Source organism: Variovorax sp. VRV01 (assembly GCF_014852545.1).
Classification (GTDB): domain Bacteria; phylum Pseudomonadota; class Gammaproteobacteria; order Burkholderiales; family Burkholderiaceae_C; genus Variovorax; species Variovorax beijingensis_A.
Genome location: NZ_JACVBS010000012.1, coordinates 24,231 through 38,212 on the forward strand (window position 1 = coordinate 24,231; position 13,982 = coordinate 38,212).

Consider the following 13,982-nt stretch of genomic DNA (forward strand, 5'->3'; position numbering starts at 1 on the left):
CGGGGTTCACCCCAGAGCCTCGGGCCCCTCGCGTTTGCAGCAGGGCTCGCCACGCAAGAGACAAAGCACATGGCCACCACATCCTCCAGCCCCTCCACGTCTTCCGGTCCCGTCAGCTTCGAGCGTCTTGGCGACGTGTTCGTGGTAACCATCGACAACCCGCCCGTCAACGCCCTGGGCGTGGATGTGCGCCGCGGCCTCGTGGCCGCCATCGAGGCGGCCGAGGCCGACGGCGCCGCTGCCGCGGTGCTGATCGTCGGCGCGGGCCGCAACTTCATCGCCGGAGCCGACATCCGCGAGTTCGGCAAGACGCCGCAGCCGCCTTCGCTGCCCGAGGTGTGCCTGAAGATCGAGAACTGCAGCAAGCCGGTGGTCGCCGCCATCCACGGCGCCGCGCTCGGCGGCGGGCTCGAAGTGGCGCTGTCGGCGCACTACCGCCTGGCCGCACCGTCGGCCAAGCTTGGCCTGCCCGAAGTGCAGCTCGGACTCCTGCCCGGCTCGGGCGGCACGCAGCGCGCGCCGCGCCTGATCGGCGTGAAGCCCGCGCTCGAACTGATGCTCAGCGGCCGCCATGCGGGCGCGAAGGAAGCGCTGTCGCTCGGCCTGGTCGACCGCCTCGGCAACGACGCCGACGCGCGCGCCGAAGGCCTCGCCTATGCGAAGGAACTGGTCGCCGCCAAGGCGCCCGTGCGCCGCACGCGCGAGGCCGCCGGCCTGGTCGACAAGGAAGCCAGCCGCGCCGCCCTCGAAGCCGCTCGCGCCGAAACCGCCAAGAAGAGCCGCGGCCTGTTCTCACCGATGAAGATCATCGAGGCCGTCGAAGCCGCGCTCACGCTGTCCTTCGACGAAGGCATGGCGCTGGAGCGCAAGCTGTTTTTGCAATGCATCGACAGCCCGCAACGCGCCGGCCTGATCCACGCCTTCTTCGCCGAGCGCGAAGTGCTGAAGGCGCCCGAGACCCGGTCCGCCGCGCCGCGCGCGCTCGCATCGGCCGGCATCGTCGGCGGCGGCACCATGGGAGCGGGCATTGCGGTGGCGATGCTCGACGCAGGCCTGCCCGTGACCATGATCGAGCGCGACGATACCCAGCTCGCGCGCGGCCGCGCCAATGTCGAGAAGGTGTACGACGGCCTGATCAAGAAGGGCCGCATGACGCCCGAGGCCAAGGACAGCGTGATGGCGCGCTTCTCGGGCTCGACGAGCTATGACGCGCTGGCACAGGTCGACATCGTGGTCGAGGCCGTGTTCGAAGAGATGGGCGTCAAGAAGGCCGTGTTCGCCGAACTCGACCGCGTGTGCAAGCGCGGCGCGGTGCTCGCCACCAACACCTCGTACCTGGACATCGACGAGATCGCCGACAGCATCTCGCGTCCGCAGGACGTGGTGGGCCTGCACTTCTTCTCGCCGGCCAACATCATGAAGCTGCTCGAGATCGTGGTGCCCGCCAAGGTCAGCGCCGACGTGGTCGCCACCGGCTTCGAGCTCGCGAAGAAATTGAAGAAGGTGCCGGTGCGCGCCGGCGTGTGCGACGGCTTCATCGGCAACCGCATCCTCGCGGTGTACCGCCAGGCCGCCGACCACATGATGGAAGACGGCGCGTCTCCCTACCAGATCGACGAGGCGGTGCGCAACTTCGGCTACCCGATGGGCCCGTTCCAGGTGTCGGACCTCGCGGGCGGCGACATCGGCTGGGCCACGCGCAAGCGCAAGGCCGCCACGCGCGATCCACAGGCGCGCTACGTGCAGGTGGCCGACCGCATCTGCGAGCGCGGCTGGTTCGGCCAGAAAACGCAGCGCGGCTACTACCTGTACCCCGAAGGCGCGCGCACCGGCCAGCCCGACCCCGAGGTGCTGGCCATCATCGACGCCGAGCGCGAGCGCGCCGGCATCACGCCGCGCGCCTTCACCGAGGAAGAAATCATGCGCCGCTACATGGCCGCGATGATCAACGAGGGCGCCAACGTGGTGCTCCAGCGCATCGCGCTGCGCCCGCTCGACGTGGACGTGACCTTCCTCTATGGCTACGGCTTTCCGCGGCACCGCGGCGGCCCGATGAAGTACGCAGACACCGTGGGCCTGCCGAAAGTGCTGGCCGACATCCGCGAGTTCGCGAAAGAAGACCCGATCTTCTGGAAGCCTTCGCCGCTGCTGGTGGAACTGGTCGAGCGCGGTGCCGATTTCGCCAGCCTGAATCAATCCGAGTAACCAGAGCCAGCCGTCCAGGAGCCATCCCCATGCGCGAAGCCGTCATCGTTTCCACCGCCCGCACCCCGCTCACCAAGGCGCACCGCGGCGAGTTCAACATCACCCCGGGCCCCACGCTCGCGGCCTTTGCGGTGAAGGCCGCGGTCGAGCGCTCCGGCCTGGACCCCGCGCTGATCGAGGACGCGATCCTCGGCTGCGGCTACCCCGAAGGCACCACGGGCCGCAACATCGCGCGCCAGGCCATCATCCGCGCGGGTCTGCCGATCTCCATCGCCGGCACCACGGTCAACCGTTTCTGCGCCTCGGGCCTGCAGGCGATCGCGATGGCGGCGGGCCGCATCGTGGTGGACGGCGCGCCGGCCATGATCGCGGGCGGCGTGGAAAGCATCTCGCAGATCCGCTCGCGCAGCGCCACCGATGCCGGCGACAGCGGCATGGACCCGTGGATCGTCCAGCACAAGCCCGCGCTCTACATGGCGATGATCGAGACCGCCGACATCGTGGCCCAGCGCTACGGCATCAGCCGCGAAGCGCAGGACCGCTTCTCGGCCGAGAGCCAGCGCAAGACCGAAGAGGCGCAGCTGGCCGGCCGCTACAGGGACGAGATCGTCGCCTGCACCACCACCATGGCGGTGACCGACAAGGAAACCAAGGAAGTCAGCTACCGCGAAGTCACCGCCACCGAAGACAACTGCAACCGCCGCGGCACCACCTACGAGGCGCTCGCCAAGCTCAAGCCGGTGATGGGCGACGACAAGTTCATCACCGCCGGCAACGCCTCGCAGCTGTCCGATGGCGCCTCGGCCTGCGTGCTGATGGAAGCGAAGGATGCGGAGCGCGCCAACCTCCAGCCGCTGGGCGCCTTCCGCGGCCTTGCGGTGGCCGGCTGCGAACCCGACGAGATGGGCATCGGCCCGGTGTTCGCGGTGCCCAAGCTGCTCGCGCGCCACGGCCTGAAGGTCGAGGACATCGGCCTGTGGGAACTCAACGAAGCCTTCGCTTCGCAGTCGATCTACTGCCAGGAGAAGCTGGGCATTCCGTCGGAACTGCTCAACGTGAACGGCGGCGCAATCTCCATCGGCCACCCCTTCGGCATGACCGGCGCGCGCCTCACGGGCCATGTGCTGATCGAAGGCAAGCGCCGCGGCGTGAAGTACGCGGTGGTCACGATGTGCATTGCCGGCGGCATGGGCGCCGCGGGCCTGTTCGAAATTTATTGAGGAGCCTGCGATGGACCTGAACTTCACGACCGAAGAAGAAGCCTTCCGCAGCGAGGTGCGCGCCTTCCTGGCGGCCAAGCTGCCGGTGCGGCTGTCCGAGAAAGTGCGCAGCGGCAAGATCCTCGCGAAGGCCGACATGCAGGAATGGCACGCCATCCTCAACGAACGCGGCTGGCTCGCCAACCACTGGCCCGAGCAGTACGGCGGCCCCGGCTGGACGGCGGTGGAGAAGTTCATCTTCGAGCACGAATGCGCGCTGGCCTTCGCGCCGCGCATCGTGCCCTTCGGCGTGAACATGCTGGGCCCGGTGCTCATCAAGTACGGCAACGAGGCGCAGAAGAAGTACTGGCTGCCGCGCATCCTGAACGGCGACGACTGGTGGTGCCAGGGCTATTCGGAACCCGGCGCGGGCTCCGACCTGGCTGCCGTGAAGACCTCGGCCGTGCGCGGCATCGACGCGCAGGGCGACCACTACATCGTGAACGGCCAGAAGACCTGGACCACGCTGGGCCAGCACGCCAACATGATCTTCTGCCTGGTGCGCACGAATCGCGAGGCGAAGAAGCAGGAAGGCATCAGCTTCCTCCTGATCGACATGACATCGCCCGGCGTGGAAGTGCGGCCGATCATCACGCTCGATGGCGAGCATGAAGTGAACGAGGTGTTCTTCTCCGACGTGCGCGTGCCGGCCGAGAACCTCGTGGGCGAAGAGGACAAGGGCTGGACCTGCGCCAAGTACCTCTTGACCTACGAGCGCACCAACATCGCGGGCGTGGGCTTCTCGGTGGCTGCGCTCGAACAGCTCAAGGGCATTGCGGCCACGCAGACGAAGAACGGCAAGCCGCTGGCCGAAGACCCGGCGTTTGCCGCGCGCATGGCGCGTGTCGAGATCGACCTGGAAAACATGAAGACCACCAACCTGCGCGTGATCGCGGCGGTGGCCGGCGGCGGCGTGCCGGGCGCGGAAAGCTCGATGCTCAAGATCCGCGGCACCGAGATCCGGCAGGATATCTCGTCGCTCGCGCGCCGCGCGATGGGCGTCTACGGCCGGCCCTTCATCGAGGAAGCGTTGCACGACGGCTTCGAGGGCGAGACCGTCGGCCCGGCCTATGCATCGGCCGCAGCCGCGCGCTACTTCAACAACCGCAAGCTGTCGATCTTCGGCGGCTCCAATGAAATCCAGAAGAACATCATCTCCAAGATGATCCTGGGCCTGTAAAGGAGACATGCAGTGAACTTCGAACACACCGAAGACCGGCGCATGCTCGCCGACAGTCTGAACCGCTTCATCGCCGAGCAGTACGCCTTCGATGCGCGCGACCGCATCGCGAAGTCCGAGCACGGTTTCAGCAAGGAGATCTTCCAGCAGTTCGCCGAACTGGGCGTGATCGGCGCGCTGTTCAGCGAGGCCGATGGCGGCTTCGGCGGCGGGGGCTTCGACATTGCGGTGGTCTTCGAGGCGCTGGGCCGCGGGCTCGTGGTCGAGCCGCTGCTGGGTGCGGTGATGGTCGGCGAGGCGATCAGCGCGGCCGGCAGCGATGCGCAGAAGCAAATGCTCGGCGACATCATCAATGGCGCGACCGTCGCGGCCTTCGCACATGACGAGCCCGACACGCACTACGAACGCACGCGCGTGGCAACCCGTGCCGAGCGCAGCGGCGAGGGCTGGGTGCTGCATGGCGCCAAGGCCGTGGTGCCGCAAGGCGAGCAGGCCGACCTGTTCCTGGTCTCGGCCCGCAGCTCGGGCAAGGTCGACGACGAAGCCGGCATCTCGCTGTTCCTCGTGCCCGCGAAGACCGCAGGCCTTTCGGTACGCGGCTGCCCCGCCATCGACGGCGGCCGGGTCGCCGAGCTCACGCTCGACGGCGTGAAGCTGGGCGCCGATGCGCTGCTGGGCGCCGAAGGCCAGGGCCATGCCACGCTGGAACGCGCCATCGGCCGCGGCGTGCTCGCGCTCTGCGCCGAAGCGCTGGGCGCGATGGAAGCCGCCAAGGCCGCCACGCTCGACTACCTGCGCACGCGCAAGCAGTTCGGCATGCTGATCGGCAGCTTCCAGGCGCTGCAGCACCGCATGGCCGACCTGCTGCTCGAGATCGAACAGGCCCGCTCGGCCGTGATCAACGCCGCCGCCGCCATCGACGGCACCGACCGCGTGGCGCGCGAGCGCGCGCTGTCGGCTGCCAAGTTCAGCATCGGCCGCATCGGCGCGCTGGTGGCGCAAGAGAGCATCCAGATGCACGGCGGCATCGGCATGACCTGGGAGCTGCCGCTGCCGCACTACGCCAAGCGGCTCGTGATGATCGACCATCAGCTCGGCGACGAAGACCACCACCTGCAGCGCTACATTGCGCTGGGCAAGGAGATGAGCGCATGACGGACAAGACCGTCCTGATCTCGCAGCAGGGTGCCGTCCGCATCCTGACCAACAGCAATCCCGGCGCGCGCAATGCGATCACGCCAACGCTGTACGCGGAGCTGAGCGCCGCGCTCGCCGATGCCGCAAACGACCCCGAAGTGGGCGCCGTCGTCTTCACCGGCGCGGGCGATTTCTTCTGCTCGGGCGGCGACCTGAACCTGCTGGCCAAGCGCCGCGAACTGCCCGCTGCGGAACGCCGCGAAAAGCTCGAAGGCCTGCACGACCTGATCCGCGACATCCGCGATTTCGGCAAGCCGGTCATTGCGGCCGTCGAAGGCGGTGCAGCGGGCGCGGGCCTGTCGATGGCGCTGGCCTGCGACATGCTGGTGTCGGCGCGCGACGCGTTCTACACGGTCGCCTATGTCAAGGTCGGCCTCACGCCCGACGGCGGCGCCACCGCCTTCCTCGCGGAGTTCGTCTCGCGCCAGGTGCTGACCGAGATGTGCCTGACCGGCGACCGCATGACGGCCGAGCGCCTGCATGCGCTGGGCGCCGTCAACCGCCTGACCGACAAGGGCGCCGCGCTGGCCGAGGCCATCGCGCTCGCGGCCAAGGTGGCCGACGGTCCCGAGCGCGCAAGCGCACGCATCAAGGCGCTGTGCCGCCAGGCGCACCGCGCCACGCTCGAGCAGCAGCTCGAAGCCGAGGCCGTTTTCATGGTCGAGTCGCAGGCCGACGACGAGGCGGCCGAAGGCATCGGCGCCTTCCTCGGCAAGCGCCGCGCGGACTTTTCCGCGCTGCGCCGCAAGAAGCAGGACGCACCCTGACGCCGGCCGCACGACCCCACTTTCACGCCTCGCGCACGCCGCGGGGCTTTCTCGTTTCAAGGGAGCTGCTCTCATGCCCATGCTGAATTCCTCGCTGCCGCTGGCCGGCGTGCGTGTCCTCGATCTGTCCCGCATCCTTGCGGGCCCCTGGTGCGGCATGGTGCTGGCCGACATGGGCGCCGAGGTCATCAAGGTCGAGCATCCGGGCCGCGGCGACGACACGCGCGACTGGGGGCTGCGCGTCGGCAAGACCGAGACCGCCTACTTCAACAGCGTGAACCGCAACAAGCGCTCGGTCACGCTCGACCTGCAGACGCCCGAAGGCCAGCAGATCGCGCGCGACCTCGCCAAGCAGTGCGACGTGGTGATCCAGAACTTCAAGTTCGGCGGCATCGACAAGCTGGGCCTGGGCTACGAGCAGCTCAGCAAGGAGCATCCGGGCCTCATCTACTGCTCGATCTCGGGCTATGACCGCACCGGCCCCGAGGCCGCGCGCCCGGGCTACGACCTCGTGGTGCAGGGCGAGGCCGGCCTGATGGCGCTCAACGGCGAGGCCAGCCAGCCGCCGCTGAAGTTCGGCGTGGCCATGGTCGACCTGTTCACCGGCATGTACTCGGCGCAGGCCGTGCTCGCGGCGCTCTACCAGCGCGAGAAGACCGGCAAGGGGCGCCATGTGGAGATGGCCCTGTTCGACTGCGGCCTGATGATCACCGCCTACTACGGCCTCGAAGCGCTGCTGATGGGCGAAGACCCGCCGCGCTACGGCAACTCGCATCCGTCGATCGTGCCCTACGGCGTGTTCGATGCGGCCGACGGCCCGCTGGTCATCACGGTGGGCAACAACGCCCAGTTCGCACGCTTCTGCACCGAGGTGATCGAGCGGCCCGACCTTGCGGCCGACGAGCGCTTCAAGACCAACATCCTGCGCTCGGCGAACCGCGCGGTGCTGCTGCCCGAGCTGCACGCCGAGCTCGCCAGGCGCCCGCGCGCCGACCTGCTGGCCAAGCTCAGCGCCTCGGGCATTCCCTGCGGCGAAGTGCTGGGCCTGCTCGAAGCGCTCAACTCCAGGCGCGCGACCGATGCCGGCCTCGTCACCGAGCAGCCGCATCCGGTGGCCGGCAAGGTCAACGTGCTGGCGCCGCCCTACCGCTTCGACGGCGAGCGCCTGCCCGTGCGCAGCGCGCCGCCGCAACTGGGCGAAGGCACGCACGAGGTGCTGCAGTCCCTGCTCGGCCTGTCGGACGAGAAGCTGGCGGCATTGAAGACAAGTGGTGTCGTCTGAACAAGACAGGCGCCCGCATTTCCAAAGTAGACAAGACCCAATGGCATCCCTTTCCTCCCCCCGCAGTCCCGTTCGCCGCGCCCTTCTCGCACTCGCCCTTCCGCTCGTCGCCGGCGCTGCCTTCGCGCAGGCCTGGCCGGCCAAGCCGATCACCGTCATCGTGCCCTTTCCGCCCGGCGGACCGACCGACGTCGCCACGCGCATCGTGGCGCAGAAGATGTCGCAGGGCCTGAAGCAGAACATCCTGATCGACAACCGCAGCGGCGCCTCGGGCACCATCGGCGCGGCGGCGGCCGCCAAGGCCGCGCCCGACGGCTACAGCTTCGTGATGCTGGCCACGCCCACGCTGCTGGCCGCGCACCTGTACGGCCAGACGCCCTACGACATCTTCAAGAGCTTCACGCCCGTGGGCACGGTGTACGACCTGCCGATCGTGATGGTGGTCAACCCCAAGGTACTGCCCGGCGTGAACGGCCTGCAGGACCTGATCGCCAAGGCCAAGGCCGAGGGCGGCAAGCTCAACTACACGACCGCCGGCGCGGGCAGCTTCGGCCACCTGACGACCGAGCAGCTCAAAAACATCGGCAAGTTCGAGATGCAGCACGTGCCCTACCGCGGCAGCGCACCGGCGGTGACCGACCTGATCGGCGGGCAGGTGCCTGCGATGTTCTCGGACCTGGTGGCGGTGATGCCGCACATCCGCTCGGGCACGCTGCGCGCCATCGCGGTCGGCTCGGGCAAGCGCGTGAGCCTGCTGCCCGATGTGAAGACGGTCGCCGAGCAGGGCTTCCCGGGCTTCGATGCGACCTCGTGGGGCGGCCTGCTGGCACCGGCGGGCACGCCCAAGGACGTGGTCGATCGCATGAGCGCCGAGCTCAAGGCCGCGCTCGCCGACAAGGAAGTGCAGGACAAGCTCGAGGGCGTCGGTTCCTTCGCGGCCTACGGCACGCCGGAGCAGACGGGCACGCGCATGCGCCAGGATTTCGAGCGCTGGGGCAAGGTCATCCGCGACAACAAGATCACGAACCAGTAGAACAGCGCTTTTGCGCGCGGCCGGCAACACAACAATATCCAGGAGACACGCCATGGCAGACAGCAACAAGACGAACGCGGCCGGCGCACCCTTCCGCCCGACGCTCCCGGTCCGCAGCCTTGCCGACATCCGCAAGCTCGAGGAGACCCCGCTCGAAGAGGCGCTGACGGTCCGCAGCACCTACGAGATCTTCCGCAACGCGGGCGCGGCCTTCGGCGGCAAGACCGCGCTGACCTTCCTGCGCACCGGCAACCCGGCCGACGCGCCGATCCGCTGGTCGTACGCCGAACTGCTGGCGCGCATCCACCAGACCGCGAACATGCTGCACGCCCTGGGCGTGGGCCCGCAGGATGCGGTGGCGGTGCTGCTGCCGGGCTGCCTCGAATACCACCTCGCGCTCTGGGGCGGCGAGGCAGCCGGCATCGTGCAGCCGCTCAATCCGCTGCTGACCGACGAGAAGCTGGTGGCGCTGATGACCGCCGGCCGCGCCAAGGTGCTGGTCGCCTACGGTTCGGACGGCGAATCGGGCATGTGGTCGAAGGCGATGCGCCTGCGCGGCCAGGTACCGACGCTGACGACCGTGCTGCGCGTGGCGCCGCATGACGAAGCGCCGGGCGGAGCAGGTCCCTTGCCTGAAGGCGTGGCCGACTTCGACCTGCTGCGTTCGGCACAGCCGGCCGACCGCCTCGTGAGCGGCCGCGACATCGCGCCGGCCGACATCGCCGCCTACTTCCACACCGGCGGCACCACCGGCGCGCCGAAGCTCGCGCGCCACAGCCACGGCGCGCAGGTGTTCACGGCCTGGGCCAGCGTGCAGGTCGCGGGCATGAACGAAGAGGGCATATCGATCAACGGCTATCCGCTGTTCCACGTGGCGGGCGTGCTGCCGGCCTCGCTGGCCTCGCTCTCGGCGGGCATGGAAGTGATCATTCCGACCACCTCGCTGCTGCGCAACAAGGAGGTGCTCGCCAACTACTGGAAGCTGGTCGAAAAATTCCGGCCGACCTCGCTCTCGGCCGTGCCCACGGTGCTGGCGGCGCTCGCGAACGTGCCGCTGGACGGCGCCGACATCTCCTCGATCGGCTACTGCCGCACGGGCGCCGCCGTGCTCTCGCCGGAGCTGGCCGCGCGCTTCGAGCGCCTGTTCGGCCTGCATGTGCACGAGAGCCTGGGCATGACCGAGATGGCCGGCATCTCGACCATCACGCCGCCGGGCGTGGACGGGCCCGCGGGCTGCGTCGGCTTTGCGCTGCCCTACATGCGGATGCGCATCGTGGCGCTCGACGAGAACGGCAACGCCAGCGACCGCGAGCTGCCGCCCGGCGAGCAGGGCATGGTGCTGTTCAAGTCGCCCAACCTGTTCTCGGGCTTCGTCGATCCGGCCGACAACGCCAAGGCCTTCACGGCCGACGGCTGGCTCGCCACCGGCGACCTGGGCTGGATCGACGGCGAGGGCAGGCTCAACCTCAGCGGCCGCTCGAAGGACCTGATCATCCGCAGCGGCCACAACATCGACCCGAAGGTGATCGAGGACGCGCTGGGCGCGCATCCCGCGGTGCAGCTGTGCGCCGCGGTGGGTGCGCCCGATGCCTATGCGGGCGAGCTGCCGGTGGTCTTCGCCACGCTGGTGCCCGGCGCCTCGGCCACCGAGGACGAACTGCTGGCCTTCACCGCCGCCCGCGTCGACGAGGCGCCGGCCAGGCCCCGCTCGGTGACCGTCATCGAGCAGATGCCGATGACCAACGTCGGCAAGATCTACAAGCCCGAGCTGCGCGCCATGGCCGCCAGCCGCGTGGTGGCAGACGCGGTGGCGCAGGTCTGCAGCGAGCTCGGCGTGGCGCCGGCCGCCCGGCCGCGCGTGCGCAGCGAGGGCGACAGCCTGGTGCAGGTGCGCATCGATGCCGCGGCCGCGGGCGCGCTCGCGGCGCCGCTGCAGGCGCGAATCCGCACGGCGCTCGAGGCGCTTCCCTTCAAGACCCAGGTATTGGCCGAATAGCCGCGCGCCCGCTTCTTTTTTTCGACAGACAACAACGACAGCCGGAGACATCGAACATGAGCGCAACTTTCACCACCACCATGCGCGGCGTCACCCGCCGCGCCCTGCACTGCGGCATCGCCTCGCTCGCGATCGCGGCCACTTCCACGGCCGCCTGGGCGCAGGCCTATCCGAGCAAGCCGATCCGCATGGTGGTGCCCTTTGCCGCGGGCGGCGCCACCGACGTGCTGGCCCGCGTGATCGGCGAGAAGATGGCGGCGGGCCTGGGCCAGCCCGTGATCATCGACAACAAGCCGGGCGCCGCCGGCATCATCGGCACCGACGCGGTGGCCAAGGCGCCGGCCGACGGCTACACCCTGGTGCTGGCGCTGAGCAATTCGCTGCTCACCAACCAGTTCCTCTACCAGAAGCTGCCCTACGACACGCAGCGCGACCTCACGCTGGTCTACCAGATCGCCACCGCGCCGCTGGTGCTGGTGGTGCACCCCAGCGTGCCCGTGAAGAGCGGGGCCGAGCTCCTGAAATACGTGGCCGCCAACAAGGGCAAGGTGGCCTACGGTTCGTACGGCGTGGGCGCCTATCCGCACCTGGCCGGCGCGCACATGAGCCTCACGCAGAAGGCCGAGATGAACCACGTCGCCTACAAGGGCGAGGCGCCGATGCTGCAGGACCTGATCGGCGGCCAGATCCAGATGGCCTTTGCCAGCGCGCTGGTGGCCAAGCCGCACATCGAGGCCGGCAAGCTCAAGGCCATCGGCGTGAGTGGCGAGCGCCGCATGGCCACGCTCCCCGGCGTGCCCACGCTGGCCGAGCAGGGCCTGGACGACGAGGCCTACCGCGTGGCCGGCTGGCTCGCGATTGCCATGCCGGCCGGCACGCCCAGGCCGATCGTGCAGCGCATTGCCGAAGAGGTGGGCAAGGCCACGCGCCAGCCCGACGTGCAGGCGCGCGTGGCGGCGATGGGCTTCGACCTGAAGGAGAGCTCGCCCGAGGCCTTTGCCGCCATCTACAAGAAGGAAAGCCCGGTCTGGGAGCGCCTGATCAAGGAGTCGGGCGCCAAGCTCGAGTAGCCCGTTCCGGGAGGGCCGGAGGGGAGCGGAGCGGGGCCGCAGCTTAGGAAAACCCCGATGAACGAATGGGCATGGATCGTTACCATCCATAGCTGCTTTCCCCCTCCCTCTCGATGACCACTCCCAACGAGTCCGGCCCCCTGCTGGACGCCGCCAGCCCCCTTCCCCCCGACATCGAAGCCGCCGACGAGCCCACCCGGGTGCCGCTCGCCATCGAGGACTGGCTCACCGTCATCATCATGGGCGCGCTGGCGCTCATCACCTTTGCCAACGTGCTGGTGCGCTACTTCACCGACTCTTCGTTCGCGTGGACCGAAGAGTTCTCGGTCTTCCTGATGATCATGCTGGCGCTGGTGGCCGGCTCGGCCGCGGTGGCGCGCGACCGGCACATCCGCATCGAATACTTTTCCGAAAGCGGCTCCATGGCGAGGCGCAAGCGGCTCGCGCAGTTCGGCGCGCTCATGATCGCCATCCTGTTCACGCTGATCGGCGCGCTCAGCATCCGCATGGTGTGGGACGACTACCGCTTCGACGAGACCACGCCGGGCATCGGCCTGCCGGCCTGGTGGTATTCGATCTGGCTGCCGGTCGTATCGTTCGCCATCGCGCTGCGCGCGGTGGGCCTCATGGTCCGCCGCGGCCGCAAGGAATACCGCAGCGACACGAAGAACCCGGGCGGCAAGGGCGACGCATCGTGATCCCCACCCTGCTCTTCGTCGCCTTCGTCGCGATGATGCTGGTGGGCGTGCCCATCGGCGCCGCGCTGGGCCTGGCGGGCGCCGCCTGCATCGCGCTGGCCAACAGCGACGCCCAGTGGTTCGGCCTCTTGGCCGTGCCGCAGAACTTCTATGCCGGCCTCGGCAAGTACCCGCTGCTGGCCATTCCGATGTTCGTGCTGGTGGGCTCCATCTTCGACCGCTCGGGCGTGGCGCTGCGGCTCGTGAACTTTGCGGTCGCCATCGTCGGGCGCGGGCCCGGCATGCTGCCGCTGGTGGCCATTGCGGTGGCGATGTTCCTCGGCGGCATCTCGGGCTCGGGCCCGGCCAATGCCGCCGCCGTGGGCGCGGTGATGATCGCGGCCATGTCGCGCGCAGGCTACCCGGCCGCCTTCTCGGCCAGCGTGGTGGGCGCCGCGGCGGCCACCGACATCCTCATTCCGCCTTCGGTCGCGTTCATCGTGTATTCGGTGCTGGTGCCAGGCGCCTCGGTGCCGGCGCTGTTCGCGGCCGGCATGATCCCGGGCGTGATGGCCGGCCTGGCGCTGATGATACCGGCCGTGCTGCTGGCCCGCCAGCACAGGATGGGCGCGCTCGAAGCGACGCTGCCGCGCCCGCCGTTCTGGAAGAGCTTTCGCGATGCAAGCTGGGGCCTGGCGGCGCCGGTGCTGATCCTGGGCGGCATGCGCGCGGGCTGGTTCACGCCGACCGAAGCCGCGGTGGTGGCGGTGTTCTACGGCCTGTTCGTGGGCATGTGCGTGCACCGGACCATCAAGGTGCGCGACCTGTTCGTCATCCTGCGCGAATCGGGCGAGCTCTCGGCGGTGATTTTGCTGGTGGTGTCGCTCGCGGGCATCTTCGCGTACTCGCTCTCGACGCTCGGCATCATCGACCCGGTGACGCGCGCCATCGTGAATTCGGGCCTGGGCGAATACGGCATCCTGGCGCTGTTGATCCTGCTGCTGATCACGGTCGGCATGTTCCTGGACGGCGTATCGATCTTCCTGATCTTCGTGCCGCTGCTGCTGCCGATCGTGCAGTACTACAAATGGGACCCGGTGTGGTTCGGCGTGATCCTCACGCTCAAGGTGGCGCTCGGTCAGTTCACGCCGCCGCTCGCGGTCAACCTGATGGTGTCGTGCCGCATTGCCAAGGTGCGCATGGAAGAGACCGTGCAGTGGGTCGGCTGGATGCTGTTCTCGATGTTCGTGGTGATGGTGCTGGTGATCGCGTTCCCGGAACTTGCCTTGTGGCTTCCGAGGAAGCTGGGGTACTGA

At 68.8% G+C, this 13,982-nt stretch carries 11 protein-coding genes; all 11 read left to right on the plus strand.

All coding sequences use genetic code 11. The annotated features are described in order from the left end of the window. The first annotated feature begins 69 nt into the window (after positions 1-69). The 11 genes from IB278_RS21025 (at position 70) to IB278_RS21075 (ending at position 13,982) form a co-directional block, all read left to right on the plus strand. Positions 70-2,205, plus strand: a complete 2,136-nt coding sequence (locus tag IB278_RS21025; RefSeq protein ID WP_192325209.1) for a 3-hydroxyacyl-CoA dehydrogenase NAD-binding domain-containing protein — start codon at positions 70-72, stop codon at positions 2,203-2,205. 29 nt (positions 2,206-2,234) lie between these two features. Continuing rightward, complete coding sequence (locus IB278_RS21030) at positions 2,235-3,425, plus strand: acetyl-CoA C-acyltransferase (RefSeq protein ID WP_192325211.1); 1,191 nt, start codon at positions 2,235-2,237, stop codon at positions 3,423-3,425. A gap of 10 nt (positions 3,426-3,435) precedes the next feature. Beyond that, positions 3,436-4,644, plus strand: coding sequence for an acyl-CoA dehydrogenase family protein (locus IB278_RS21035; protein ID WP_192325213.1), 1,209 nt, complete (start codon positions 3,436-3,438; stop codon positions 4,642-4,644). A gap of 12 nt (positions 4,645-4,656) precedes the next feature. Beyond that, the gene (locus tag IB278_RS21040; protein WP_192325215.1) at positions 4,657-5,799 is read left to right on the plus strand and encodes an acyl-CoA dehydrogenase family protein; all 1,143 of its coding nucleotides are present in this window, start codon (positions 4,657-4,659) and stop codon (positions 5,797-5,799) included. Then, complete coding sequence (locus tag IB278_RS21045; protein ID WP_145742090.1) at positions 5,796-6,608, plus strand: oxepin-CoA hydrolase, alternative type; 813 nt, start codon at positions 5,796-5,798, stop codon at positions 6,606-6,608. Before IB278_RS21040 ends, IB278_RS21045 begins: the two co-directional genes overlap by 4 nt. Positions 6,609-6,681: 73 nt before the next feature. Next, complete coding sequence (locus tag IB278_RS21050) at positions 6,682-7,890, plus strand: CaiB/BaiF CoA transferase family protein (RefSeq protein ID WP_145742092.1); 1,209 nt, start codon at positions 6,682-6,684, stop codon at positions 7,888-7,890. Between the two features lie 40 nt (positions 7,891-7,930). Then, positions 7,931-8,923: a Bug family tripartite tricarboxylate transporter substrate binding protein gene (locus tag IB278_RS21055; protein WP_192325217.1), complete on the plus strand. Its 993-nt coding sequence runs from the start codon at positions 7,931-7,933 to the stop codon at positions 8,921-8,923. 52 nt (positions 8,924-8,975) lie between these two features. Next, entirely contained in the window at positions 8,976-10,919 is a 1,944-nt protein-coding gene (locus IB278_RS21060) for an acyl-CoA synthetase (RefSeq protein WP_192325219.1), read from the plus strand. 56 nt (positions 10,920-10,975) lie between these two features. Then, the gene (locus tag IB278_RS21065; RefSeq protein WP_192325221.1) at positions 10,976-11,989 is read left to right on the plus strand and encodes a Bug family tripartite tricarboxylate transporter substrate binding protein; all 1,014 of its coding nucleotides are present in this window, start codon (positions 10,976-10,978) and stop codon (positions 11,987-11,989) included. Positions 11,990-12,102: 113 nt separating this feature from the next. Continuing rightward, positions 12,103-12,687, plus strand: coding sequence for a TRAP transporter small permease (locus IB278_RS21070; protein ID WP_145742099.1), 585 nt, complete (start codon positions 12,103-12,105; stop codon positions 12,685-12,687). Continuing rightward, positions 12,684-13,982 carry a TRAP transporter large permease gene (locus IB278_RS21075; RefSeq protein WP_192325223.1) on the plus strand — a complete coding sequence of 433 codons (1,299 nt, stop codon included), beginning with the start codon at positions 12,684-12,686 and terminating at the stop codon, positions 13,980-13,982. Before IB278_RS21070 ends, IB278_RS21075 begins: the two co-directional genes overlap by 4 nt.